A 24,905-nucleotide genomic window follows, 5' to 3' on the forward strand; every position below is an offset into this window, starting at 1 on the left:
CCTAAGCGGCAATTGTTGCCGTGTTATGGAAGGAATATGCGCCTCATCCCTATGGTAGAGTAGATTTGACTTTCGCGACCGATCGTCAACATGCTGTTGACGACACGCAACAAAAAACGGGCGCCGAGGCGCCCGTTGCATTCATTTAAACGGCAATACTTAGTAACTGCGCGGGCAGCGTGCTTCGTAGCGGCGGCCGTAGCGGTCGCGATAGACGCAGTAGCCGCGGCGTTCCACGGACTGGCCGATAAGAGCACCAGCAAGGCCGCCAGCAACTGCACCGACTGCAGCGCCACCCCAGCTGTCGCTAACAGCACCGCCAATGATTGCGCCGGTACCAGCGCCAATGGCCGTTCCTCTTTCCGTCGGCGTGCAGGATGCAAGGGCGCCTACAAGGGCGGCTACAATCGCAATTTTTTTCATCATGACTTTCACTCCCAGTTACCTAACCGTTAAATCCGGCCCATTAAGACAAGGATAATTATGATGATGAGGACTAGCCCCAAACCCCCGGAAGGTCCATAGCCCCAACCACGGCTGTATCCCCAATTCGGGAGAGCACCAATCAAAAGCAGAATAAGGATAATGAGAAGTATCGTTCCGAGCATGTTGCGATTCCTTCAACTCATCGTGAGTCCGAATGGACAATAAACACGCATCCGCGATTTTTGTTCCCGGCTAAGCTCCGCAATATGCAAGCGGCGGCGGTTTTCTGCTTAGGACGAGGATCAAGAACGGTGATCAAGAGAAGCGACGATCGTTAAAAGGACCGCCGATGGCCGTGCCGAGCGACCAACGCTTCGGAGTGGTTTTATGGTTAAAATTCGATTTCAATACAATATGTTGCGGTGAACGAACCGGGAAAATCGCGATGTCGCTGATTCGTCAGCGATTCGTTCCGGATTTGATCGAAATGTTAATGCGATCGCGTGAAGCGTTAGTCGAATATGAATCCGGCTTCCGAAACCGGAGGCAACGTTGCCTTTGCGGTTCGCCGCCGATCGTTCCGGCTTCGGGCCGCAGCATCAATTCCGGGCAGTTTTCCCAGCTGTTTCTCGTCCATGTTCGCTCTCGGCAATGAACGTTAACGCGAGCGGCATTTCGAGCTATCCAGCGCCTGATGCCGATTCAGCATCTAGTAGGAAAAACCGATTCAAAACCAATACGTAGCCGTGAACAAAAGCTGAATCACCGCGAGTCACCGATTCGTCGCTGATTCGTTCTCGCGCTGTTCCGAATCTTAAAACAGTCACTTAGCGGCATTTCCTGAATCAAGTTTGCAGCTGATTTTAGAAGACGGCTCTTGCGTTTAGCCGGCCGGCTGTCCATGTGTTGTCTGCTTCGGGAACGGAGCGCACTTGACCCCGAGGCTCCCCCGCCTCACTTGCATGGACAATGACACTGACATCGCAGCCCATGATACTGAGCGGGCGCGGCGTGACCGCGGTGCTCGGCCCTACCAATACCGGCAAGACCCATTACGCCATCGAGCGCATGGTAGCCCACGGCACCGGCGTGATCGGCCTGCCGCTGCGTTTGCTGGCACGTGAAGTCTATACGCGTGTCGTCGAAAAGGTGGGCGTGCAGAATGTCGCCCTCGTGACCGGCGAGGAGAAGATCTCGCCGCCGACTGCGCGCTTTTCGGTTTGCACGGTCGAAGCCATGCCGCGCGAAACCAAGGCCGCCTTTGTCGCGATCGATGAGGTCCAGCTTGCAGGAGACCTTGAGCGCGGCCACATCTTCACCGACCGTATTTTCCATTTGCGGGGCCGCGACGAAACGCTGCTTCTAGGCGCCGACACGATGCGGCCGATCCTGCAGCAGCTCCTGCCGGGCATCACGGTCGTTGAGAGGCCGCGGCTTTCGCACCTCTTCTACGCGGGTCAAAAGAAGATCACCCGTCTTCCTCAGCGCTCGGTGATCGTCGCCTTTTCGGCAGATGAGGTCTACGCCATTGCCGAATTGATCCGCCGCCAGCGAGGGGGTGCTGCGGTTGTTCTCGGTGCCCTCAGTCCCCGCACCCGAAATTCTCAAGTTGCGCTTTATCAGGCCGGCGATGTTGAATATCTCGTCGCAACCGATGCGATCGGCATGGGCCTCAATCTCGATGTCGATCACGTGGCGTTCGCGCAGGACCGCAAGTTCGACGGCTATCAGTTCCGCAATCTCAATCCTGCCGAACTCGGCCAGGTTGCCGGACGTGCCGGCCGCCACGTGCGTGACGGTACATTCGGGGTAACAGGCCAAGTGCAGCCGTTCGATGAGGAATTGGCGCAGCGGATAGAAGCGCACGAGTTCGACAATGTCAGGGTCTTGCAGTGGCGCACGAAAGAGCTTGATTTCTCGTCGATACAATCATTGCGGGCGAGTCTTGAACGTCCGCCGAGCGCTGAAGGTTTGACGCGGGCTTTGCCCGCCGTCGACCAGCAAGCGCTTGAGCATCTGACGCGCTATCCCGAAATCATAGATCTGGCTACAAATCCGCAGCGCGTGGAGAAGCTTTGGGAAACTTGCGCACTGCCTGATTATCGGCGTATCACCCCTGCACAGCATGCTGACCTGATCTCGACGCTCTTTTCCGATCTTGTGCGCTATGGCACGGTGAACGAGCAGTTTCTCGCGGAGCAGGTGCAGAGAGCCGATCGCACGGATGGCGAAATTGACACGCTTTCGGCGCGAATCGCGCAGATAAGAACATGGACTTATGTGTCGAATCGGCCCGGATGGCTTGCCGATCCGACACACTGGCAGGAAAAGACGCGGGAAATCGAGGATCGATTGTCCGATGCGTTACATGAAAGGTTGACGAAACGCTTTGTTGATCGCAGGACATCTGTGCTCATGAAGCGCCTGAGAGAGAATGCGATGCTGGAAGCTGAAATCAGTGTGAATGGCGATGTCTTTGTTGAAGGACATCATGTGGGGCAGTTGTCCGGGTTCCGGTTTACCCCAATTTCGGGTGCGGACGGATCGGACGCCAAGGCGATCCAAACGGCATCGCAAAAGGCGCTTGCCCTGGAATTCGAGGCACGCGCCGCGCGCCTCCATGCTGCGGGCAACAGCGATCTGGCGATCAGCGCCGACGGCCTCATCCGGTGGATCGGCGATCCGGTTGCGCGCCTTGCGGGCAGCGAGCACGTCATGCGTCCTCGCGTCATCCTGCTTGCCGACGAACAGCTGACGGGCAACGCGCGCGAGCACGTTGCAGCCCGCGTCGAACGCTTCGTCAATCACCATATCAGCACGGTTTTGAAGCCGCTCGATGATCTTTCGCGTGCTGAAGACCTACAGGGCCTTGCCAAGGGCCTCGCCTTCCAGCTCGTCGAAAATCTCGGCGTGCTCTTCCGCCGCGATGTGACGGAAGAGGTGAAGTCGCTGGATCAGGACGCGCGCGCCTCCATGCGCCGTTATGGTGTTCGCTTCGGCGCCTACCACATTTTCGTCCCTGCGCTTTTGAAGCCGGCTCCGGCTGAACTCATCACGCTGCTCTGGGCCTTGAAAAATGACGGCCTCGAAAAACCGGGCTATGGCGACCTCATTCCGGTGCTGGCTGCCGGCCGCACGTCCGTCGTGACCGATCCGGGCTTCGAGCGCACGTTCTATAAGCTCGCCGGCTTCCGTTTTCTCGGCAAGCGTGCCGTTCGCATCGATATTCTCGAGCGGCTTGCAGATATCATCCGCCCGTTGCTGCAGTGGAAGCCGGGTCAGGCGAACCGGCCGGAAGGCGCTTATGATGGCCGCCGCTTCACGACCACCACTGCGATGCTTTCGATCCTCGGCGCGACGCTGGAGGACATGGAAGAGATCCTCAAGGGCCTCGGCTATCGCGCCGATGCCGTGACGGCCGAGGATGCGGCAGCTCATCTTGCTGCCCACGATGCTTCCGCTGCCCCGGCAGCCGAAACCTCTGGGGAAGAGGCCGCCGAGAAAGCCGATCATGACGATGCCGACAGCACATCGGAAGAAGCTGCTTCCGTGGCGCCGGCTGCAGAAGAAAAACCTGCTGTCGAGCCCGCGGCGAGCGAAGCATCCGCGACTGAATCTGCGGAAGCCGCTGAACCTGTCGAACCGAAACCTGTCCTTTTGTGGCGTCTTGGCGGACGCAACGACAATCATCGCCAAGCACGCGGTCCGGGGGAACGCCGCGGTGGTGACCGTCAGCAGCAGGGCAACCGCCGCCACGGCGGGGGTGAAGGCGCAGAAGGCAATCGTGGCGAAGGCCGGGACGGCAAACGCCGCGACGGCGGCAAGCCGCACCAGGCTCGGGGCGATCGCAACGAGCAGCGGGGCGATCGTCAGGATCGCGGCGACCGCAAGGATCGCAACGACCGCAACAACAATCGCAACGGCTCGCAGCCGTTGCGCTTCGAGGCAAAGGCGCCGCGCAAGGAAAAGCCGATCGATCCGGATTCTCCTTTCGCAAAGCTCGCTGCCTTGAAGGAGCAGATGAAGAAGTAGCCGATGAGCGGGGAGACACAGCCAGGAAGCGGTTCGCGTCAGCGCATCGACAAGTGGCTGTTTTTCACGCGCATGGTGAAATCTCGCTCTCTGGCGCAAGGCCACATCCAGTCAGGCCACGTTCGCATCAATGGCGAGCGCGTCCAACAACCCAGCCAGACCGTGAAGGCGGGTGACCGTGTCGATCTTAAGCTGGATCGCCGGGATGTGGTTCTGATCGTGAAGGCATCAGGCGAGAGGCGTGGGCCCTTCGAAGAGGCAAAACTGCTTTACGATGATCTGACGCCGCCCCAGGGTGAGACAAAACGTCTCACGCCCTACGAGCAGGCCATCCGTTCGACGGGCGCCGGCCGGCCGACGAAAAAGGAGCGGCGCGCAGTCGATAGGCTGATGTCGGACGAGGATTAGAAAACTCTGTCCATCAGGCCCTGATCGACAGATCGTTTATTCTTGAAATTCGACCACAAAGCCGATACGTGACAGTCAACTTGCCGGACAGTGTGCTTGCCTCCCAAGCCTGTCCACGCTGTCCTCCGGCCAGGGGAAAGGCGCGACGTTCCAGGTTGCCCGGCCCCGCTTGCGTGAAAATCCTGGAGTTCTTCATGACCTATGTCGTGACCGACAATTGCATTCGCTGCAAATATACCGACTGCGTGGAAGTCTGCCCTGTCGACTGCTTCTATGAGGGCGAAAATTTCCTCGTCATCCACCCGGATGAGTGCATCGACTGCGGTGTCTGCGAACCGGAATGTCCCGCCGAGGCCATCAAGCCGGATACCGAGCCTGGGCTCGACAAGTGGCTCAAGATCAATGCTGAATACGCCAGCAGCTGGCCCAACATCACCGTCAAGAAAGAACCGATGGCGGAAGCCAAGGAAATGGACGGAGAGGCCGGCAAGTTCGAGAAGTACTTCAGCGAAAAACCCGGTTCCGGCGATTGATGATCATTTTGCCGGCGTAGCCTCGAAATCGGAGCCGAAGGCGGGCGTAAACGTTTATAAGATGCTCTGCTCATATGGGTGCCATGTGTTGCCCACATGACTCACGTTAAGCAAATTATTGATTTCCTCATATTTTTATGATAGGTTTGCCACACTGATCCATTTGAGGCACGAAGCGTGCCCAAAACCATCACGAAAGCAAAAGAAATCCGTACGCGGTTCCCCGTGAGATATCAACGCCTTGAGCTGTTCGATCATTGATCGCGCGCAAGGAGATCTTTTGCTTCTGTCTGGTGGGACCAGAGTGAAGTCACCCGACGGAGCTGATCCGTCTCATCCGGGCCTGACTGACCCGGCTCCGGCCGCTGCCGGACGCGTAACAGGGAGTTTTTGATTAGTATGACGACCCAGCAGAAAAAACCTTCAGCAGCACGCCATGGCTTCAAGACCGGTGAATCGATCGTATACCCCGCTCACGGCGTCGGTAACATCACTGCTATCGAAGAGCAAGAAGTCGCCGGCATGAAGCTCGAGCTTTTCGTTATCGATTTCGAGAAGGACAAGATGCGCTTGAAAGTTCCGGTTGCCAAGGCAATGAGCATCGGCATGCGCAAGCTCTCGGAAACCGATTTCGTCGAGCGCGCCCTGAAGGTCGTGCAGGGTAAGGCACGTGTCAAGCGTACCATGTGGTCCCGCCGTGCGCAGGAGTATGATGCCAAGATCAACTCCGGTGACCTGATTTCCATCGCAGAGGTCGTTCGCGACCTCTATCGCGCTGAAAATCAGCCCGAGCAATCCTATTCCGAGCGTCAGCTCTATGAAGCGGCGCTCGATCGCATGGCGCGCGAAATCGCCGCAGTGAACAAGATGTCGGAAACCGAAGCCGTCCGTCTCGTCGAGATGAATCTCAACAAGGGTCCGAAGCGCGGCAAGGCAATCGAAGAAGACGATTCGCAGGACGAAGCCGCTTAATACTGCATTGTTTTCCTTAACAAAAAGCCCGGCCTGCGAGCCGGGTTTTTTTGTGGAACTTTTTCCGGCCAGCCGCGTTTAGACACTGTACGTGCGGATTGCATCGGGAAATATCTGCCTGATCGAACGTTCGCATTCCTGTCAACGTTCGATGAGGAGCGGATCATGCCTTCCACAATTTGCCAGGCCGGCAACTTGAAGAAACGGGTCCAACCTTACCTGCGACAAAGAGATAGGGCCTCCTCCTGAAAAATCCAGGAGCGGGGCCTTTATGCATTCACACGCTGGATTGATCCGGGCAGCTTTGGTCCGGGAGTAACCTGATTGTTTTCTTTCAAGGGCACGAGGCCTGATTTTTAGGAGACCGATTATGAAGAACATGTCTGCAGACCGGCGCATGATCAAAATCGCCATGGCGGCTCCCTATCTTGCTCGCGAAGAAGAACATGATCTCGCTATTCGCTGGAAGGACAATGAGGATCGCGGTGCCCGCAACCAGATCGCGATGGCTCACATGCGCCTCGTCATTTCGATGGCGGGCAAGTTTCGCAATTTCGGTCTGCCGATGAGCGATCTTGTCCAGGAAGGTTATGTTGGCCTGCTGGAAGCGGCCGCCCGCTTTGAGCCGGAGCGCGAGGTGCGCTTCTCTACCTACGCAAGCTGGTGGATTCGCGCGTCGATCCAGGATTACATCCTGCGCAACTGGTCGATTGTCCGCGGCGGTACGAGCTCCGCCCAAAAGGCTCTCTTCTTCAATCTGCGTCGCCTGCGCGCCAAACTTGCCAGAGGCGACTCGCATCTCACCCTTCAATCCATCCATCAGGAGATCGCGGCTGCCCTCGGTGTCAGCCTCGCCGACGTCCAGACGATGGATGCGCGCCTTTCCGGCAATGACGCCTCGCTGCAGGCGCCTTCGGTTTCCGGCGATGCCGACAGCGCCGAGAAGATGGATTTCCTTGTCAGCGACGATCCGTTGCCGGATGAGCAGGTTTCCAACATGATTGATGGCGAACGTCGCCGTATCTGGCTGACATCGGCGCTGAAACATCTCAATGAGCGCGAGATGAAGATCATTGCGGCACGCCGCCTTGCCGAAGAAGGTGCGACGCTCGAGGAACTCGGCGCCGATCTCGGAATTTCGAAGGAACGCGTTCGCCAGATCGAAAGCCGCGCCATGGAAAAGTTGCGCAGCGCGCTGGTGAGCGCAGATCCCCATATGGCGGCTCACGCCTAAAAACTCTTACTTCCAGCAGCACAAACTGGCCCGGCGAAAGCCGGGTTCTTTTTATTCGGAAATGATTTTCACGCGGTCGCCGGGCGAGACCGTGCCGCCAGTTGGCAGGGCATTGATCAGTTTGAAGAGGTCGAGCTTACGATCCGTGCCCAGCATTCGGGCCGCCAGCGTTGCGACGTTTTCGCCGGGACGGACGCTGATGACGCGGATTCTCAGAGGCTTCAGCGTTGCCGCTTCCTGCGGTGTCATGCGGCGGAAGCTGGCGCGCAGCACGTCTGCTGTCTGCTGCAGGACGGCACTGCCCTTTGGAACGGCGGTCAGGAAGCGGAAGATCTGCGAATTGTTGCGCACCACGGTCACGTCGAAATCCCAGCGATCCGCGGTTGCACGGGCCGTTGCCGCTTCCATGCCGTTGACGGTGATCGGCCGGATCGTCGAAGGATCGAGGCCGGTGACCCAGCCGCTCGATATGTAGTTCGTCAAGCTTTGGTTGTCGTTGTCGGCAACCCCGTCGAAGCGGATCGCCACGTCTCCCGGACCGGTTGCCATGACGGCTTCGACTTTATTGTCGATGCTGAAATCCGGCGGCACGTCGAAGCGAATGCCGAGACCACCGTGCAGGAAGGTCTGGCCACGAACATAGCCTTCCTCCGGACTGTCGCCATAGAGAAGACCGTCGATGCCATCGAGATAATAGCCCCGGCCCTTGTCTCCGACCGTCCCCTCCTGGCCGAAGGCGCGGGCGTGATCGCGCGCAAGCTCGATACGCTGCACCGAGTTCGGGTGGCTCGAAAGGAAGTCCAGGCTTTGGTCGGCCTCAGGATCGGCGGACATGAAGCGGCTATAGGCCGCCATGGAATCGAGGAAGCGAGTGGCGGCGTAAGGATCGTAGCCCGCTTCACCGAGCATGCGCACGCCGATCACATCGGCCTGCAGTTCCTGCTGGCGCGAGAAGGCGGCGAGACGCAGCTTGCCGCGGGCAAGCGCCTGCTTGCCGGCGATGTCGCTCGACAAAACTTCGGCGACGACGCGGCTTGCGATGACCTCCGCCTCTTCGCGCTTCTGGCGTTCGATGCCGTGATTGGCCGTAACGTGACCCATTTCATGCGAAAGAACAGCCGCGACTTCGGAAGCGTCGTTGGCAAGCGCCAGCAGACCACGGGTCACATAGAGATAGCCGCCCGGCAGCGCGAAAGCGTTGATTGCCGGCGAATTCAAAATCGTGATTCGGTAGGACTGGCTCGGATTCTCCGAAACCGCCGTTAGCGCACCGGCAATGCGCGCAACGAGGCGTTCAGTCTTGGCGTCCTTGTATTCGCCGCCGTAGCTTGCAACGATACGCGGATGTTCGCGCGCGCCCATGGCGGCACGCGGATCGTTCTTCTGGACTTCATCGACGATCTGCGGGCTGGCAGAGGGCGAGACCGTCGGCTGATAGGATTGCTCGAGAATCGACTGGCAGCCATTGAGCGCGACCGCGGCCGCAGACACCAGCAGCGCATGGCGGCTCCACCGGTATGGCGCAGAAAGCACGTTACTGGAGGGCGCGGGGCGTTTCCACGTCGTCATGCTGTCCAGTCTGGCTCTCCGAGTCATCTTGCTTTTCGGCCGGTTTACCGCATGTCCGATCCGGCCGCTTCCAACGGGGTTCAACAGTCGTCCATCCCGGTTCTCGCACTGCACAGCGGGAAGACACAAGCCATTGCTGTAACTGATTTCCGCATCGGTTGCATAGCGAGACTCTGTTTAATTGTAGCGCCGTTGTATTTTAGCAAGCGTGGCGTCGTTAGGGCGATCTTTCGCTCGGATGAAATTGTGGCGAAAGTGCCATCGCAAGTATGAGATTCGTCAACCGTGCAGAAATCGCCTTAGCGCGGGCATATCTTCCCGCGCGAGATACTCGGTGAGTGGCGCGGCAAGAACGATCGCGCCTTTATCGATAAAGACACCGTAATCGGCGATCCGGCGCACCTCGTCGGGATCGTGCGAAACCATGATCACCGTGTTTTCGGTTTCCATGTGCAAACCAAGCAGCAGTTCGGCCATGCCTGCGCGCAAGCCCGGGTCAAGTGCTGCAAAAGGTTCATCCAAAAGCAGAACGGCGCGCTTTCGCACCAGCGCCCGCGCAAATGCGGCTCGCTGCCGCTCTCCACCGGAAAGCGTTGCGGGCATGCGCCTTTCGAAATTGGCGAGGCCGACCTTCTCAAGCGCTTGGGAAATTTTTCTCCGGTCTTCGGCGGCAAGCTTCAACGCCGGATCGATCCCCAGGCCGACATTGGTGAAGATATCAAGATGGGCAAAGAGATTGTTGTCCTGGAAGACGACAGAGATCGGACGTTCCGCCGGATAGGCGGCCGTCACATCGGCGCCGTGCATCAGAATGCGGCCGCTGTCGGGTCTTTCAAAACCGGCAAGCAGGTTGAGAAAGGTTGACTTCCCGGCGCCGGAAGGGCCGCTCACCGCGACGACCCGGCCAGCCGGCAGGCGGCAATCGAAATGGAAAGCGTGCGTGCCGAGCATCAGGCGCACGTCCTGCATTTCGATCTCGTCTTGATCAGCGATCGCCATCGCCATTCTCCCGTGTCGGCTGGCCCGCTGTTCCGGCGATTGTCAGCAGCAGGCAAATGATGCCGAGGATCAGCGCAAGGCCGTCGGCATCATTCGTCCGGTAGCTGCCCATGCGGCTGTAGACGAGCCAGGGCAATGTGACAAAACCTTCAGAGCCGAAGAGAGCAACGGCCCCGAGATCGCCGAGCGAGAGCGCCATGGCGAACGACAAGGCGGTGAGCAGCGGCTTCTTCAAGCCCGGCCAATCGATCAATCTCAATCGAGCCGCGCGCGCAATACCCAGGCTTGCGGCCAGTTTCTGCGTCCGGCGCTGATGCACAATATAGGCCGGCTCCAGTACGCGCATGACAAAGGGAAGTGCCATGAGCATATTGATGAGAACGACGAGTACGGCTGCAAAGCGCGTCGCATCGCCGAAAGGCCGCAGTGCCATGAACCACCCGGTTGCGAGTACGATTGGAGGCACGAGCAGGACCATCGATGAAGCACCGCCCATGGCTGTGAAAAAGGACCTGTCGGTAACTCCGCGCCGCCGCTTCGATAAGATTGCATGCCGGGCACGAATCATGGCCATCGAAAGGACGATCGAGAGCAGAGCGGCCGAAAGCGAGATCGCCAAGCTCATCCCGGCTGACTGCCAGAAGATCGGCTCCTGCAGCAGCTTTATGAGATCGGCGTGCAACCCGGCGGCGATGATCGACACAAGCGGGAGGCCGAGGAAGAGCACGGCGATCAGCAAGAGCAGACTGTCGGCCAATCTGGCACATTGCCTTTTGCCATCAAGCCGCTTGATGTCTCTGCCTTCGGTCAGGCCCTCGTCTCCGGCAGGCGGAAAAAGTGCCATCGCGCCGAGAATCATCGCCGTCAGCGCGATCTGCAGGAGCGACAACGCGATTGCGCGGCCGGGGTCGAAATCGAAACGGAGCGACTGGTAGATCGCGACCTCGATCGTGGTTGCTGCCGGGCCGCCACCGAGGGTTAGCACCAACGTGAAGCTGGTGGCGCAGAGCATGAAGATCAATCCGGCTATCCCAGGAATGAGCGGGCGGATCGCCGGCCATTCAATGAAGCGGAAGACCGAGCGGGGCCGCATGCCGAGGCCGCTTGCCATCAGCCAGTATTCGGCGGGCACGCGTTCGAGACCTGCAAGCATCAGGCGGCAGGCAAGCGGCAGGTTGAAGAAGACATGGGCGAGAAGAATGCCGGTTAGCCCATAGATGCTCACCGGTTCGTCAAGCCCGATCTTCATCATAAGCGAGTTCAACAACCCCTGCCTGCCCCATATCCCGATCAAGCCGAGTGCGCCGATCAGAACCGGCAGCCCCATAGGAACCGCCATCAGGCGGATGATCCAGATGCGCCCTAGAAAATGCGGCTGGCGAGCGAGCGCGCGTGCGACCGAAATCGCGAAGACGATGGAAAGTGCGGTCGAAAGCAGCGCCTGCAGCAGCGTGAAGCGCAGCACACGCAGAATATAAGGATCGAAAAGAATGCCGACGATGGCAGCGCCGCCTCCGGCAAAAAGCAACGAGAACGCTGCAAGTCCGACAAACAACGTGACGGCGGCGAGGCTGATCGCCCCGCCGGTCAATGCACGCTGCCGTTCGGCTGCGGTCTGCAGCATCAGTTCATGCTCATCGCCGCAAGCCACTCGTCGATCCAGGCCTTGCGGCTTCTGGCGACCTCGTCGGAGCTCATCAGGAAGGTCTTGGCCGGATTGACGAGCTTGCTAAAGGCATCCGGCAGCGGCTTGGAGGTTGCGGAAACGGGCATCATCCAGTTGTTCGTCGGGATGGTATCCTGGAAGCCGGGCGTTATCATGAATTTCAGGAAGTCGCGGGCAAGATCCTTGTCCTGCGCATTCTTCAAAAGGCCCGCGACTTCGATCTGGATATAGTGGCCTTCCGAGAAGGCTGCGGCCTGGTAGCGATCGGTATTCTCAGTCACCATGTGATAGGCAGGGGATGTGGTATAAGACAGCACCATCGGCGCCTCGCCCTTGGTGAACAGGCCATAGGCCTCGGACCAGCCGGGCGTGACCGTCAGGATGCGGTTCTTGAGTTTGCCCCAGGCTTCCGGCGCCTTGTCGCCGTAAATGGATTTGACCCAGAGCAGCAGGCCGAGGCCCGGCGTCGAGGTTCGCGGATCTTCGATGACGATCTTCTGCGAAGGATCACCTTCGACCAGATCCTTCATGCTCTGAGGCGGGTCCTTGATCGTTTGCGTATCATAGATGATCGCGAAGTGACCGTAGTCGTAGGGAACGAAGACATCGTCCACGAAGCCGCCCGGCACCTTCAGCGCGCCGACATCGACGCCACTTGCGTCGAACAGGCCGGTCTCCTTGGCTTCGGTGACGAGGTTCGTGTCGATACCGAGGACGACGTCAGCCTTGGTGGAAGCTCCCTCGAGCTTCAAGCGCGAAAGCAGGGCGACGCCATCGGCGACGCTGACGAAATTGACCGTGCAGCCGCATGTCTTCTCGAAAGCGTCCTTGACCTTCGGCCCGGGTCCCCATTCGGACGTGAAACTTTCGTAAGTGTATATGGTGAGCGTCTTTTCCGCGCCGTGCGCGGCAGACAAGCCGAGCGTCGCGGCGAAAAATGCTGCGGTCAGCGAAGAGATGATCGATGTGCGGCCGGACATGGTGCGCCTCCTTCTTGAGTTTCTTTTGAAGGGGAAAAGGGCGTTGCCGAATGTCACGCGTCTAATCCCTCCGCCGGTGTTAACCGGATCAGGTTCCGCGGGTTGGCTCGATGCCTCTCAGCCGGTATCCTTGCGGACATCCAGGCACCCCGTTAGAGCGTCGGCAGATGTATCGCCATGAAGGCTTTATGACAAGGGCGAAGCGCGCTGACCGTAGCCCCTTTCCCTTGGCCCCTGCTTTGCGCTATGGGCAATGCCATGAGCCAATCCACTTTCACGATCCTGCTCGGCGGCGAACTCGCCCTGACCGAGCGCCTGCGTTCTGCCGTTTCAGGCAGCCGCTTCATCGCCGCCGACGGCGGTATGCGGCATGCAGCAGCGCTTGGCGTGGTGCCGGAGCTTTGGGTCGGGGATTTCGACTCGACGCCGCCGGATCTGGAGGACGCATTTCCGCATGTCCCGAAACAGCCCTACCCGGCCGCCAAGGCCGCAACGGATGGTGAAATCGCCGTGTCGGAGGCGATTGCGCGCGGCGCACGGCGACTTGTCCTTGCCGGTGCGCTCAGTGGCGAGCGCTCGGACCACGCGCTGCAGCTCCTGCTTTACGCCGTCAGCCTTGCCGAACAGGGTTTCGACATTCTGTTGACTTCCGGAACGGAGGAGGCCGTGCCGCTTCTCGCTGGTAAAATTGAGCTCGATTTACCGAGGAACAGCCTGTTTTCGGTGTCCGGCTTCAGCGAACTGCATGGTCTTTACATCGAGAATGCCCGGTATCCGCTCATCGATTTTCATTTGCCCTTCGGCTCCTCGCGCACCATTTCCAACGTCGCGGAAGGCAAGGTTCGTTTTACGCTCGGCAGCGGCCGGGCGATTGTCCTGGCCCGCCCTTATGATTTTTCCGGAGTCTGATTTTTGGCCCCTCCCATCCTGAAACTCGACGATATCTTCCTAAGCTTCGGCGGAACGCCTCTCTTGGCCGGCGCGGCCCTGCAGGTCGAGCCGGGCGATAAGATCTGTCTGGTCGGCCGTAACGGGTCGGGCAAATCGACCCTTCTGAAGATTGCGGCCGGCATCGTTGAAGCGCAATCGGGCGAGGTTTTCCGCCATCCATCCTCGACGGTGCGCTATTTGGAGCAGGCTCCGGATTTCGCCGGTTTCAAGACGGTGCAGGCTTATGCGGAAGCCGGTCTTGGGCCGGGCGATGATCCTTATCGCGTGAGCTACCTCCTCTCGCATCTCGGCCTTACTGGCGAAGAGGACCCGAAGAACCTCTCCGGCGGCGAAGCGCGACGCGCAGCGCTTGCCCGCGTGCTGGCGCCTGAACCGGATATTCTCCTGCTTGATGAGCCGACGAACCATCTCGACCTTCCGACCATTGAATGGCTGGAAGGCGAACTTCAGAAAAGCCGCAGCGCGCTGGTCCTGATTTCCCACGACCGCCGTTTCCTCGAAAAGGTGTCCACGGCGACCGTCTGGCTCGACCGGGGTATGTCGCGGCGGCTCGACCGTGGCTTTGCCCATTTCGAAGCCTGGCGCGATCAGGTGCTCGAGGCGGAAGAACTGGAGCAGCACAAGCTCGGCAAGGCGATCGAACGCGAGGAGCACTGGCTGCGCTATGGCGTAACCGCTCGGCGCAAGCGCAACATGCGCCGCCTCGGCGAGTTGCAGACCATGCGCTCGCAGCATCGTGGCCACAAGGGGCCGCAGGGGACCGTGCAGGCTGCGGTGTCCGATGCGCAGGAATCCGGCAAGCTGGTGATCGAAGCGGAAAAGATCACCAAGACTTTCGATGACCGTCAAATTGTTGAGCCGTTCTCAATCCGCGTCCATCGCGGCGATTGCATCGGTCTGGTCGGACCAAACGGCGCGGGCAAGACGACGATTCTGAAGATGCTGACGGGACAGCTTTCGCCGGACAGTGGCACGGTGAAGCTCGGGACCAATCTCGAGATTGCAACGCTCGACCAGAAGCGCGAAGATCTCAATCTGGAGGATACGCTCGCGCACTACCTGACCGACGGGCGCGGCGAGAATCTGCTGGTGAACGGGGAGCAACGGCACGTCACCGGCTACATGAAGGAGTTCCTCTTCCAGCCGGAGCAGGCGCGCACGCCGATCAGGAACCTGTCAGGCGGTGAGCGCGCGCGGCTGATGCTGGCGCGCATCCTCGCGCGCCCGACCAACCTTCTGATCCTCGATGAACCAACCAACGACCTCGATCTCGAGACGCTGGACCTGCTGCAGGAAATCGTCGTCGGCTTCCCGGGCACGGTTATCCTCGTGAGCCACGACCGCGACTTCCTCGACCGCACGGTGACCTCGACAATCGCGCCCGCCGTCCCCGACGCGCCTGATGGGCGCTGGATCGAATATGCCGGCGGCTATTCCGATATGCTTGCCCAGCGCAAGGGCGCAATGGAGGAGCGGAAGAAGATCGAAAAGGCCGCGGAGAAGCCGAAAGCTGAGTCGGCTGCATCTGTGGCAGATGCCTCGAAGGGCAAAGGCAAGCTCTCTTACAAGCAGAAATTCGCGCTCGAAACCCTGCCCAAGGAAATGGCCAAGGCAGAAGCTGAAATCGCCAGGCGCGAAGAAAAGATGGCCGATCCCGATCTCTTCAGCAAAGATACTGCCACCTTCAACCGGCTTGCGGCGGAGATGGAAAAGCTGCGCGACAGCCTGACGAAGATGGAGGAAGAATGGTTGGAGCTTGAGATGCTGCGCGAAGAGCTGGAGGGCTAGGCGGTGTGGACGGATTTGATCAAGATGAAGCCTGCGGCGATTGCGAGGAAAGAGGCGAAATTTATTGCCGTCTTCTCACATCGTAGTGAGATACGTTTGACGCGCTTCAGCTTTTCCAACGGTCTGTTCGACTGGGCCTTTGTAGAGGGATTTCGGGAAGAACGCCGGCTTTGGTTTCGCGGTTGAACGATAACGTGAATGCCCAACCCGCCCCCATAACATCTCAGTCCCGCATATTCCTACAGCATTCATTCACGTCGCCCGTTAAATCCGACGTCAACCCCGCCAGAAATTCAGTGAAATTGTCGGGGACAGCAGAGTCTCCGACGAAGATGACAGAAGCACTGGGTTGTTGCGCTGACGTTTTTCGCGCCTTGCTTCCGCGGCGGGGCGACAATCGATGACCGGCTGTTTTTTAAAGGCACTGCACCTTCTGGACAATCTGCAGGATAAAATCCAGCGTTCGTCGGCGCAGTCAGCTGTGGTGTCACGCCGCACGCAGTGCCTCGACCGGTTGCAGCCGTGCGGCTTTGCGAGCGGGGTAGTAGCCGAAGAAGATACCGACTCCGCCGGCAAAGCTGACGGCGAGTAGAACCGCGCTGAGGTCGATAACAACGGGCCATTGGGCAAGGGCGCCGATAGCCGTTGCTGCCACGATCCCGGCAAGCGAACCAAGGATACCGCCTAGCAGCGCGAGCGTTAATGCCTCCACGAGAAACTGGGCGAGGATGTCACCTCGGCGGGCGCCGACCGCAAGCCGCAGTCCGATCTCGCGGGTTCGCTCCGTCACCGTGACAAGCATGATGTTCATGATGCCGATGCCGCCAACGACCAACGACACAGAGGCCACGGCCGAAAGCAGCAACGATACGACCCGTGTGGTGGTGCCTTCGACGTCGGCTGCCTCGGCGAGATTGCTGACCATGAAGCTGTCTTCTTGACCCTTCTGCAGCCGGTGGCGTTGCCACAGCAGCTCGCGCACCGCATCCATGGTCTCCTCGGCAGAGGCCCAGTCTGCGAACTTGACGGTGATGTTGTGCACGAGAGTGGGATTGGCACGACTCGTTCCGACAAACTGCCGTCGCGCCGTCCTCAATGGTACCATCGCAATATCATCCTGATCGTCGCCCCATACGCTTTGGCCCTTGCGCTCAAGCAGTCCGATCACGGTGAACGGTACATCGCGGATGCGGATCGTCGCGCCCAACGGGTCTGTTTCGCCAAACAGCTTTTCGCGCATCGTCACCCCGAGGAGCGCTACGTTGGCGGCACGCTTGTTGTCCTCCGGCGTCATCTCTCGCCCGCCGCTCACGCGCCATTCGCGTGCGACGAAGTATTCCGGCGTGATGCCGCGAAGCGCGCCTTGCCAATTGGATGCACCGATCGTGAACTGCACTCTGGCATTAAGCAGCGGCGCCGCGGCCAGCACGCCGGGAATTTCCTCAGCGACTGCATCGGCATCCTCTTCGCTCAATCGTGGCGCCGCGCCGCTGCCAAGTCGAACGCTGCCCATTTTTGCGCTGCCTGGGCTAATGCTAATGAGATTGGCGCCGAGGCTACGAATTTGGGCTTCGATGCGCTGACGGGCGCCGCTGCCGATGGCAATCATCACGACGACAGCAGCGACGCCGATAATGATGCCTAACATGGTAAGTACACTGCGCGAGCGATGCGCGCGCAAGGATCGAAGCGCGGTTCTCGTGCTACCTGACATAACGACCATCCATCGATAGACGTTGTGCGGCAAGCGAATGCCTGTTTTGCTGCATGACGGCCCGGTCGGAGACAACCCGACCGTCGCGAAATGCCACGATGCGATCGGCGTGGGCAGCAACGTCCGCTTCGTGCGTGACGAGCACAATGGTCAGGCCTTCGTCGTTGAGGCGGCGGAAGATCGTGATGATCTCCTGTCCTGTCTGGCTATCAAGCGCACCGGTTGGTTCATCGGCAAGCAGCAGCAAAGGCTCGGATACCAGTGCCCGGGCGATGGCAACGCGTTGTTGCTGCCCACCCGACAATTCCGCCGGCCTGTGCCCGGCCCGCTCAGTAAGCCCGAGCTTGGCCAGCATGGCGAGCGCGCAGCGCCGCCGCTTGCTTGCCCACATGCGGCGATAGACAAGGGGCAATTCCACGTTCTCAAGCGCGCTGGCGCGCGGCAGCAGATTGAACGACTGAAAAACAAAACCGATCTTGCAATTGCGGATCGCTGCAAGTGCGTCGTGATGCATGTCGCTGACATCTGCCCCGTCAAGACGGTATAGACCTTCGGTTGCGCTGTCCAGGCAACCAAGAATGTTCATGAAAGTCGACTTGCCCGATCCGGAGGGGCCCATGATTGCCACGAATTCGCCTCGCCCGACTGTCAGGCTCACACCATCAAGCGCCCAGACCAGCCCATTCCCCACGCCGTAGCCGTGGCGCAGTCCCTCGACCTCGATCAGTGCGGCGGCCATCTCACTGCAACCGAAACTTGATCAGGACGGAAGAGGTACGATCTTCCCCGCCTGGCGTTTTGGCGAGCTCGGTGATGACCTGCTGCCCTTCGCTGAGATTGCCTGCCAAAACCTCGGTTACGCGTCCATCGGTCGTACCGAGACCGAGCGGAATTAATTCGGGCTTGCCGTCAGGGGCCAGGACAAATACGTGCCCGGGAACGCCTGGCTCCGCAGTGCCTTCAACGCGTTCCGCTATCACGGCTGCGCCGTCTTGCCCCGCCGTCTCACTCCTTGGCCGGAAGCGCAGGGCGGCATTGGGCACGGTCAATACATTTTGCCGTTTCGCCACCACGACGCGCAGATTGGCAGTCATGCCGGGCAGAAGCAGCTCTTGCGGGTTCGCGGCGGCGATAACGGCGATGTAAGTAACGACGTTCTGGACGATCTGCGGTGCCTTGCGGATCTGTTTCACCGCTCCGGTAAAGGTTCGGTCCGGATAAGCGTCAACGGTGAACGTGACGGGCTGCCCGACAGCGAAGCGGCTGATATCCGCTTCGACGACGGAGGCCTCCACCTGCATCTGTGTCAGGTCCTTGGCGATGGTGAAAAGGACGGGCGTTTGCAAGCTCGCGGCCAGAGTCTGGCCGCCACTGACAGCGCGATTGACCACGGTACCGGTAACGGGCGCGCGAATATAGGTGCGGTCGAGATCGATTCGAGCTTGGCGCATTACCGCCTCCCTCTGCTTCACCTGCGCCAGCGTGTTGGCAAGGTGCGCATCAGCCATGCTGAGCGCCGCCTGCGCTGCACGAACGGCTGCAGCTTGCGAAAGTTCATCCGCACGCGCCGCACTCGCCAGCGCCATGGAAGACTTATAGATGGTGTTATCGCGCAGCCATTCGCCTGCCGCGATGATCTTGCGCTCGGCCAAGGGGCGCTTGCGCTCCACTTCCTGCGCCGCACCGTCCTGCGTGACTTGGGCGCTCGTCGTCTGTGCAGTGGCGGAATCGTATCTTGCCGACGCAGTCTCGAGTTCGGCTTGAACCCGTTCGATCTGTGCATGCTGTATTGCAACCTGGGTCTCGGCCATTTCTAGCTCGGCCTCAGCCTGCGCCAATTTGGCTTCGTAGATTTCCGGCTCGACCCGCGCGATGACCTGGCCCTGGAAAACCCTGGAATTGAAATCCGCGTACAGCTCCTTGACGCGTCCGGAGACTTGGGAGCCGACTTCCACCACCACCAGCGCATTAAGCGTACCTGCCGCTTGAACGGTCGTCGTGATGTCGCCACGCTCAACGGCTTGCATGCGGTAGACGGGTGTAACGTTCTTGTCCGACGCGGATTTCACCAGCGTCGACATGTGGCTGAGGCTCGCAGAAATCTGGGAGAAGGCCGATGATGGCGATGGCACGACCACATCGCTCGGCATCGCTGTCGCGCCGAGGACTGCCGTCGTAAACAAAACGCTGCGCATCATGTTCAGACCTGCCTCGGAGCCGGGAAAGCCCCGGCCCTTTGTCTGGTTCGGAAAAACGAGCGACGCGGGGAGGCCACTTGCATGGGTTATGGCCTGGCCATGGAACCCGCTCGTATGCTGCTCCCGAGTTGACCTTGCTCCTCGCCTGCCTTTACTTCTTGCACTGACCGGGGTTGCCCGTGCAGCTTTCTTCCGTCTTGTTGCCTATGTTGCCCTGTCCCTGAGCCGTGTCCTGCGTTGCCGTACCGAAGGCATTGCCGTTAACGTCCTTAGTGGCCTCGTTGCACTGGCAGTCCGGAGTCGAGCCTGTCTTCGTGCAAGAGGCGACGCCAGCATCCCCGCAAAAATCAGTGCATTGGGTTGCCGATACGCCGGGACATAGGTTCTGTGCGTGTGCGCTGCCGAACATCATCATTCCGCTGATGAATGCTGCGGCTGCGCTTGCCACCAACAAATCATGCCTTGACATCGGGGTCTCCCTCATAAGCCAGAGTGTTCGGTTCACCATACGCGCTGATCAAGTCATCTCTGGCGCTGACCTTCGGCGTGATGAAGTAGCGGTCCGATCCTGGATGATCGGCCGAACTCTGATTTCATAATTTGGCTGCATTCGTCGCTCAGAGGGCGATGGTGACATGGCTCTCTGAGAAAATAAGACAGCACGACTTCGTTCGGGGGAAGAAGGATTCTATCCTTCGCGAGTTCAAACTTCTCGACACGGCCGCTATTCGCCGCCGAATCTAAGTTGTTCCCCATGAAGTACTGTCATTGAAGCGCAACATTATAGACTATTATGAAATTTAATCAATTAATACATATGGTAGTATCCGTACTTCCTTCGAGCTACGCTTCGAAACTTCACCAGAAGATTTTAAATGATTAGATAATTGTGCAGTCGGTCGCGATGGTAGTCGACAGCCGATGGCTCGCAACGAGCCGATGGAAGAAGACGGGTGGGGGCGTATGAGGTCATCCAGGCAGACGACGAATAGCTGTGCTCATGCTCTCTTAGTTCGATCGCAGAAATTAGACCGGTGGCAACACCGCCTGGGTTCCGTCCTGACGAGGAAAAACGTCCGCCCTTTGTCAGATCGCGCAGGTCTTGTCTGTCCTTGGTTCGAACGCATGGTACTGCGACTGTTCAAATGACCGGTGCAGGTGCGTGCGCCGTGCCAGTTCCTGCTGCCGGAAAGGCCGACTGCTCGATCTTCGCTGCCAGTGGATGCAAATGCAACTCGCGCGGATTGAAGGTTTCGAGGTAGGCCTCGGACCGTCCGATATAAACCATGGTGGAATCGGATAGCGTCGCCAGCAGCGCCATCAGGGTTGATTGCCATTCCGGCTCAAGGCCCTCCAGCACTTCGTCGAAGATGATCCAGCGCGGCCGGGCCAGCAGCAAGCGGGCAAAGCCGATCCCCTTCTGCTCATCGGAGTCGAGCATCTTATCCCAGCGGGCCCGCGTATCGAGACGCGCAATAAGGTGGCTAAGGCCGGCTTTCTGGAGCGCTGCTTCGACGTCCTCGCTGTTGTAGGTGTCCACCGGTTCCGGGAAGGACAGCGCTTCGCGCAACGTGCCACCGGGCACATAGGCGACTTCTGGAACGAAAACCATGCCGTCGGCGGGCGGCAGCCCTATCTTGCCGCTGCCGCAGGGCCAGAGCCCTGCAAGCGCCTGGAACAGCAGCTTGCGGTTCACATTATGATCGCCGTTGATCATGACCTTCTCGCCGGCTCTGATCGTGACATCCGTCTCGCGGACGGCAAAGCCGCCGCACAGATCGATCTCTTCGCCGAGCTTGGCGGCGATCATGAGGTTCTTGAGGGTCAGCGTATCTGCGTTATCCTCGTAGGTGATCGCATTCTTCGGATTGATGGGTTCGTCCATGCCGTGCAAGGCATGGCGGAAATCGGTCACGCGCATCAGCGTGGCGCGCCACTCGGCGATCGCGGCGAAATTGGCAACATACCAGCGCAGGGCGGTATTCACCTGGTTGAAGGCGCCGACGGACATCATCAGTTCGCCGAAGGTCAGGCTGCCTGAAAAATAGGCGGGAGCCGCGACGATGATCGGGACGACGATGACCAGCCAGCCGTAACCGGCCGAAACCCAGGTGAGGTTGGTGCTAGCCATGGTCAGCCGCTTCAGGATGGCAAGTACCGAAGTGATATCCTCATTGATCCGCCGGCGTTCGTTTTCCTCGCCGCGGGCCACGGTAATCGCCGGCATGTTCTCGTTGGCATGCATCAGCGAAAAGCGAAGCTCCGCTTCCTTGGAGAAGCGGTCGGCATTCAAGATCACCAGCTTGCGGCCGACGATCTGGCTGAGGATCGACGCGGATGCCGCATAGAAGATCGCGGCCCAGACCATATAGCCCGGAATGGCAAAGGCGTAGGTGCGAAAATGGAAGACGAAGCCGCTCGAAAGCTCCCAGAGAACGCCGATGAAACTGACGAGCAGGATTGTCGACTGGATGAGGCCGAGCGTGAGGCCGGTCGTGCTTTCTGCAAGGTTGCGGGCGTCTTCATGCAGCCGCTGATCCGGGTTGACCCCGATCAGGCCGGTTGAGGCGAGACGCAGCGCACGCTTGCGCTTCAGCCAGTGATCCACGAGGTCGCGGGTCAGCCCTTCGCGCATATAAAGCGCGGTCATCTGGTTGAGCCACGCCTGGCCGACGTTCATGAGCAATAGCGAACCGGCAATCAACGCGAAGACCTGGAGCTGATGGAAGAATTCGCCGACGTCGCGGCGCTGCAGGGAATCGTAGAACGGCGCGTTCCAGCGGTTCAGAATGACCTGGCCATAGGCCGTCGCCAGGATCACCGCGAGCAAGATCGAGGCGAGAAGCAGAATCTTTCCGCGGACCTTGGAATCCCAGAATGCCGCAAACATCAGTTTCAGGCGGTATCCGAGGCTCAGATCGTAACCTACTCTATCCTGCCCTTGAATGCTCGGCCTGCCTTCGACGTCGTCTGCCATTATGTCCTTCCATGCGGACCATGATGATGCTTGATTAACATGGTGACGCGCCCTGTCCATCAACAGATTCTACCAGTCATTAACGCGTGAGTTACCTTGGTTCAACGCGCCCCTTCAGAATTGCGATTGATTCGCGTGGGCTCCGGCGCTATTTAGTGTTCTCCGTGGTGATTTGGCCGGCCGGCTTGCAGCCACGTTAAATAAGTCGCTAAAGGGCCGCGTGCGGACCGGTAGCGATTCTTTCGCCGCCGGTTTTTTATTTGCCGGTACCTTTTGTTTTGTTGAGTGACCGCAATGCCCATCAAGATCCCCGATACTCTGCCCGCTTTCGAGACCCTCGTTCATGAGGGCGTGCGGGTGATGACCGAAACGGCGGCGATCCGTCAGGATATCCGCCCTTTGCAGATCGGGCTTCTCAATCTCATGCCGAACAAGGTCAAGACGGAGTTGCAGATGGCGCGCCTTGTGGGCGCCTCGCCGCTTCAGGTGGAGCTCTCGCTGATCCGCATTGGCAACCATAGGGCCAAGAACACGTCCGAAGACCACCTGCTTGCTTTCTACCAGACCTGGGAGGAGGTAAGGCATCGCAAATTCGACGGCTTCATCATTACTGGCGCACCGATCGAAACTCTGCCTTACGAGGACGTGACCTATTGGACGGAGATGAAGAAGATCTTGGATTGGACCGAGACGAACGTTCATTCGAGCATGAATGTCTGCTGGGGCGCAATGGCGGCGATCTACCATTTCCACAAGGTTCCGAAATACGAGCTGAAGGAAAAGGCGTTCGGCGTCTATCGCCATAAGAACCTCAAGCCTTCATCCGTCTACCTCAATGGCTTTTCCGATAACTTCGAAGTGCCGGTTTCGCGCTGGACCGAGGTCCGGCGCGCCGATATCGACAAGTCCTCAAGCCTCGAAATCCTCATGGAATCCGACGAGATGGGCGTGTGTCTCGTGCACGAGAAAAAAGGCAAGCGGCTCTACATGTTCAATCATGTGGAATACGATTCCACATCGCTTTCCGACGAATATTTCCGCGACGTGAATGCCGGAGTGCCGATCAAGATGCCGCATAACTATTTCCCGCATAACGATCCGTCGCTCGCACCGCAGAACCGCTGGCGCAGCCATGCGCATCTGCTCTTTGGCAATTGGATCAACGAAATCTACCAGACGACGCCCTATAATCTCGACGAAATCGGTACAAAAATCTGAACTGCAGCCGCCGCTGACCTCGTTGCGGCGGCGTTTCTTTTTTGGTGTTTTGACGGTTGCGGTCCTCAACAAATGGAGGCAGGTTCGCGGGCCTGAAACGAACACAGATTTGGGATGGCGAACTATGTCGGAAAAGCTCGAACGGGAAGTTTTCGGGACGACGAAAGACGGCGAAACCGTCTATCGCGTCGAGATCAAGGGCGGCGGCCTTACAGCCAAGATCATGACTTGGGGGGCAGTCATCCAGGATCTGCGGCTCGACGGCCATGATGCGCCTCTCCTGCTCGGCTTCGACGACTTTGCCAGCTATCCCTCCCATTCCTCCTATTTTGGTGCAACGCCCGGCCGCTGTGCCAACCGCATCGGCGGTGGCAAGTTTACCCTCGACGGCAAGGCCTATCAGCTCGAGCTCAATGAAAAGGGCGTTTCGCATCTGCACGGCGGCAGCGACAATATCGCCAAGCGCAACTGGACGATTGTCGAGCACGATACCGACCGTGTCGTCTTGAAGATCGTCGACCCGGACGGTCGCGCAGGCTATCCAGGCAACTGCACGGTCCAGGCGACTTACCGTGTGCATGGCCATGGCGAATTCTCGGTCGTCTACGAGACGACCACCGACCAGCCGACGCTCGCCAATCTTTGCCAGCACGCCTATTTCAATCTCGACGGCCGCGAAGATGCGCTCGGCCACGATATCATGATCGCTGCCGATCATTATCTACCGACTGACGAGAAACAAATCCCGACCGGCGAGATCCGCCAGGTCGAAGGCACGGTCTTCGACTTCCGCGAAATGGCCCCGATGAAGCGGTTCGATGACGGCGAGCAGGCGTTTTACGACCACAATTTCTGCCTTTCGACGGAACGCACGGCCAAGCGCTCCGTCGTACTGGCACGCAGCGTCAACTCCGGTGTCTCGCTGGAGGTTAGAACCACCGAACCGGGCATACAGTTCTATGCCGGTTTCAAGCTCGACGTTGCGGTCGCGGGCATCGGGGGGCGGAAATACGGGCCCTTCGCCGGCTTCTGCCTCGAAACGCAGGTTTGGCCGGATGCGATCAATCACGAGGGCTTTCCGAATGCGGTGCTGCGCCCAGGCGAGGTGCTGCGGCAGGAAACGGATTACATCTTCACGAAAAGCTGATCTTCGCGGACATTCGATCACTCATAAACCTTCGTGCGCCACGAGGGTTTTTATCTTTGCGGCAGAGATTCAGCTTGAAAAGTGGTTCTAAAT

20 protein-coding genes and 2 riboswitches are annotated in these 24,905 nt (G+C 59.1%); of the genes, 9 read left to right on the forward strand and 11 right to left on the reverse strand.

The genetic code is table 11. The annotated features are described in order from the left end of the window. Positions 1 to 159: 159 nt before the first annotated feature. Entirely contained in the window at positions 160 to 426 is a 267-nt protein-coding gene (locus ACZ9DP_RS36440) for a YMGG-like glycine zipper-containing protein (RefSeq protein ID WP_074070015.1), read from the reverse strand. A gap of 26 nt (positions 427 to 452) precedes the next feature. Beyond that, positions 453 to 608 (reverse strand): DUF3309 family protein, encoded by a 156-nt coding sequence (locus ACZ9DP_RS36445; RefSeq protein WP_022717477.1) that lies wholly within the window; start codon positions 606 to 608, stop codon positions 453 to 455. Positions 609 to 1,395: 787 nt separating this feature from the next. Between ACZ9DP_RS36445 and ACZ9DP_RS36450 the strand changes: the two genes are divergently transcribed. From ACZ9DP_RS36450 to ACZ9DP_RS36470, 5 genes are all read left to right on the forward strand, one after another. Continuing rightward, complete coding sequence (locus ACZ9DP_RS36450; RefSeq protein ID WP_074070013.1) at positions 1,396 to 4,458, forward strand: helicase-related protein; 3,063 nt, start codon at positions 1,396 to 1,398, stop codon at positions 4,456 to 4,458. A 3-nt stretch (positions 4,459 to 4,461) separates the two neighbouring features. Continuing rightward, positions 4,462 to 4,866, forward strand: coding sequence for an RNA-binding S4 domain-containing protein (locus ACZ9DP_RS36455; RefSeq protein WP_476205288.1), 405 nt, complete (start codon positions 4,462 to 4,464; stop codon positions 4,864 to 4,866). A 194-nt stretch (positions 4,867 to 5,060) separates the two neighbouring features. Further along, positions 5,061 to 5,399 carry a ferredoxin FdxA gene (gene fdxA / locus ACZ9DP_RS36460; RefSeq protein WP_028739996.1) on the forward strand — a complete coding sequence of 113 codons (339 nt, stop codon included), beginning with the start codon at positions 5,061 to 5,063 and terminating at the stop codon, positions 5,397 to 5,399. A gap of 399 nt (positions 5,400 to 5,798) precedes the next feature. Next, positions 5,799 to 6,371: a CarD family transcriptional regulator gene (locus ACZ9DP_RS36465; RefSeq protein ID WP_022717473.1), complete on the forward strand. Its 573-nt coding sequence runs from the start codon at positions 5,799 to 5,801 to the stop codon at positions 6,369 to 6,371. 370 nt (positions 6,372 to 6,741) lie between these two features. Then, on the forward strand, positions 6,742 to 7,605 hold the full coding sequence (locus ACZ9DP_RS36470) for an RNA polymerase factor sigma-32 (protein ID WP_022717472.1): 864 nt from the start codon (positions 6,742 to 6,744) through the stop codon (positions 7,603 to 7,605). A gap of 51 nt (positions 7,606 to 7,656) precedes the next feature. Here the strand turns inward: ACZ9DP_RS36470 and ACZ9DP_RS36475 are convergent, their stop codons facing one another. The 4 genes from ACZ9DP_RS36475 to thiB form a co-directional block, all read right to left on the reverse strand. Next, the gene (locus tag ACZ9DP_RS36475; protein WP_092586641.1) at positions 7,657 to 9,201 is read right to left on the reverse strand and encodes a M48 family metalloprotease; all 1,545 of its coding nucleotides are present in this window, start codon (positions 9,199 to 9,201) and stop codon (positions 7,657 to 7,659) included. Positions 9,202 to 9,453: 252 nt separating this feature from the next. Beyond that, on the reverse strand, positions 9,454 to 10,173 hold the full coding sequence (locus tag ACZ9DP_RS36480; protein ID WP_194728445.1) for a thiamine ABC transporter ATP-binding protein: 720 nt from the start codon (positions 10,171 to 10,173) through the stop codon (positions 9,454 to 9,456). Continuing rightward, entirely contained in the window at positions 10,160 to 11,797 is a 1,638-nt protein-coding gene (gene thiP, locus ACZ9DP_RS36485) for a thiamine/thiamine pyrophosphate ABC transporter permease ThiP (RefSeq protein ID WP_476205289.1), read from the reverse strand. Before thiP ends, ACZ9DP_RS36480 begins: the two co-directional genes overlap by 14 nt. Further along, positions 11,797 to 12,819 (reverse strand): thiamine ABC transporter substrate binding subunit, encoded by a 1,023-nt coding sequence (gene thiB, locus ACZ9DP_RS36490; RefSeq protein ID WP_074070008.1) that lies wholly within the window; start codon positions 12,817 to 12,819, stop codon positions 11,797 to 11,799. The genes thiP and thiB overlap by 1 nt, the downstream gene beginning before the upstream one ends. Before the next feature lie 48 nt (positions 12,820 to 12,867). Beyond that, positions 12,868 to 12,981: riboswitch (TPP riboswitch) on the reverse strand. A 96-nt stretch (positions 12,982 to 13,077) separates the two neighbouring features. Between thiB and ACZ9DP_RS36495 the strand changes: the two genes are divergently transcribed. Together ACZ9DP_RS36495 and ACZ9DP_RS36500 are read left to right on the forward strand one after the other, a co-directional pair. Next, positions 13,078 to 13,728, forward strand: a complete 651-nt coding sequence (locus ACZ9DP_RS36495) for a thiamine diphosphokinase (RefSeq protein ID WP_476205290.1) — start codon at positions 13,078 to 13,080, stop codon at positions 13,726 to 13,728. A gap of 3 nt (positions 13,729 to 13,731) precedes the next feature. Then, positions 13,732 to 15,558 (forward strand): ABC-F family ATP-binding cassette domain-containing protein, encoded by a 1,827-nt coding sequence (locus tag ACZ9DP_RS36500; protein WP_476205291.1) that lies wholly within the window; start codon positions 13,732 to 13,734, stop codon positions 15,556 to 15,558. A gap of 487 nt (positions 15,559 to 16,045) precedes the next feature. Here ACZ9DP_RS36500 and ACZ9DP_RS36505 read toward each other — a convergent pair whose 3' ends face one another. The 5 genes from ACZ9DP_RS36505 to ACZ9DP_RS36525 form a co-directional block, all read right to left on the reverse strand. Beyond that, positions 16,046 to 17,206 (reverse strand): ABC transporter permease, encoded by a 1,161-nt coding sequence (locus ACZ9DP_RS36505; protein WP_476205292.1) that lies wholly within the window; start codon positions 17,204 to 17,206, stop codon positions 16,046 to 16,048. 55 nt (positions 17,207 to 17,261) lie between these two features. Next, a complete protein-coding gene (locus tag ACZ9DP_RS36510) occupies positions 17,262 to 18,011 on the reverse strand; it encodes an ABC transporter ATP-binding protein (protein ID WP_476205293.1) in 750 nt (249 codons plus the stop codon). Position 18,012: 1 nt separating this feature from the next. Beyond that, the gene (locus ACZ9DP_RS36515) at positions 18,013 to 19,353 is read right to left on the reverse strand and encodes an efflux RND transporter periplasmic adaptor subunit (protein ID WP_476205294.1); all 1,341 of its coding nucleotides are present in this window, start codon (positions 19,351 to 19,353) and stop codon (positions 18,013 to 18,015) included. Positions 19,354 to 19,621: 268 nt separating this feature from the next. Continuing rightward, positions 19,622 to 19,939: a hypothetical protein gene (locus ACZ9DP_RS36520; protein ID WP_476205295.1), complete on the reverse strand. Its 318-nt coding sequence runs from the start codon at positions 19,937 to 19,939 to the stop codon at positions 19,622 to 19,624. 672 nt (positions 19,940 to 20,611) lie between these two features. Next, a complete protein-coding gene (locus ACZ9DP_RS36525) occupies positions 20,612 to 22,447 on the reverse strand; it encodes an ABC transporter ATP-binding protein/permease (RefSeq protein WP_194728441.1) in 1,836 nt (611 codons plus the stop codon). Positions 22,448 to 22,601: 154 nt separating this feature from the next. Next, positions 22,602 to 22,679, forward strand: a riboswitch (SAM riboswitch). A gap of 62 nt (positions 22,680 to 22,741) precedes the next feature. Here ACZ9DP_RS36525 and metA point away from each other — a divergent pair. Both metA and ACZ9DP_RS36535 read left to right on the forward strand, forming a co-directional pair. Further along, complete coding sequence (metA, locus tag ACZ9DP_RS36530; protein WP_039846449.1) at positions 22,742 to 23,665, forward strand: homoserine O-acetyltransferase MetA; 924 nt, start codon at positions 22,742 to 22,744, stop codon at positions 23,663 to 23,665. 124 nt (positions 23,666 to 23,789) lie between these two features. After that, positions 23,790 to 24,812 (forward strand): aldose epimerase family protein, encoded by a 1,023-nt coding sequence (locus ACZ9DP_RS36535; RefSeq protein ID WP_476205296.1) that lies wholly within the window; start codon positions 23,790 to 23,792, stop codon positions 24,810 to 24,812. Positions 24,813 to 24,905 lie beyond the last annotated feature (93 nt).

Source organism: Rhizobium sp. USDA 4016, from assembly GCF_056279705.1.

Coding starts and splice junctions, on each gene's coding strand:
- ACZ9DP_RS36440 (WP_074070015.1), bottom strand. CDS start 426: ATGATGAAAAAAATTGCGATTGTAGCCGCCCTTGTAGGCGCCCTTGCA.
- ACZ9DP_RS36445 (WP_022717477.1), bottom strand. CDS start 608: ATGCTCGGAACGATACTTCTCATTATCCTTATTCTGCTTTTGATTGGT.
- ACZ9DP_RS36450 (WP_074070013.1), top strand. CDS start 1,396: ATGACACTGACATCGCAGCCCATGATACTGAGCGGGCGCGGCGTGACC.
- ACZ9DP_RS36455 (WP_476205288.1), top strand. CDS start 4,462: ATGAGCGGGGAGACACAGCCAGGAAGCGGTTCGCGTCAGCGCATCGAC.
- fdxA (WP_028739996.1), top strand. CDS start 5,061: ATGACCTATGTCGTGACCGACAATTGCATTCGCTGCAAATATACCGAC.
- ACZ9DP_RS36465 (WP_022717473.1), top strand. CDS start 5,799: ATGACGACCCAGCAGAAAAAACCTTCAGCAGCACGCCATGGCTTCAAG.
- ACZ9DP_RS36470 (WP_022717472.1), top strand. CDS start 6,742: ATGAAGAACATGTCTGCAGACCGGCGCATGATCAAAATCGCCATGGCG.
- ACZ9DP_RS36475 (WP_092586641.1), bottom strand. CDS start 9,201: ATGACTCGGAGAGCCAGACTGGACAGCATGACGACGTGGAAACGCCCC.
- ACZ9DP_RS36480 (WP_194728445.1), bottom strand. CDS start 10,173: ATGGCGATCGCTGATCAAGACGAGATCGAAATGCAGGACGTGCGCCTG.
- thiP (WP_476205289.1), bottom strand. CDS start 11,797: ATGCTGCAGACCGCAGCCGAACGGCAGCGTGCATTGACCGGCGGGGCG.
- thiB (WP_074070008.1), bottom strand. CDS start 12,819: ATGTCCGGCCGCACATCGATCATCTCTTCGCTGACCGCAGCATTTTTC.
- ACZ9DP_RS36495 (WP_476205290.1), top strand. CDS start 13,078: ATGAGCCAATCCACTTTCACGATCCTGCTCGGCGGCGAACTCGCCCTG.
- ACZ9DP_RS36505 (WP_476205292.1), bottom strand. CDS start 17,206: ATGTTAGGCATCATTATCGGCGTCGCTGCTGTCGTCGTGATGATTGCC.
- ACZ9DP_RS36510 (WP_476205293.1), bottom strand. CDS start 18,011: ATGGCCGCCGCACTGATCGAGGTCGAGGGACTGCGCCACGGCTACGGC.
- ACZ9DP_RS36515 (WP_476205294.1), bottom strand. CDS start 19,353: ATGTCGACGCTGGTGAAATCCGCGTCGGACAAGAACGTTACACCCGTC.
- ACZ9DP_RS36520 (WP_476205295.1), bottom strand. CDS start 19,939: ATGTCAAGGCATGATTTGTTGGTGGCAAGCGCAGCCGCAGCATTCATC.
- ACZ9DP_RS36525 (WP_194728441.1), bottom strand. CDS start 22,447: ATGGCAGACGACGTCGAAGGCAGGCCGAGCATTCAAGGGCAGGATAGA.
- metA (WP_039846449.1), top strand. CDS start 22,742: ATGCCCATCAAGATCCCCGATACTCTGCCCGCTTTCGAGACCCTCGTT.
- ACZ9DP_RS36535 (WP_476205296.1), top strand. CDS start 23,790: ATGTCGGAAAAGCTCGAACGGGAAGTTTTCGGGACGACGAAAGACGGC.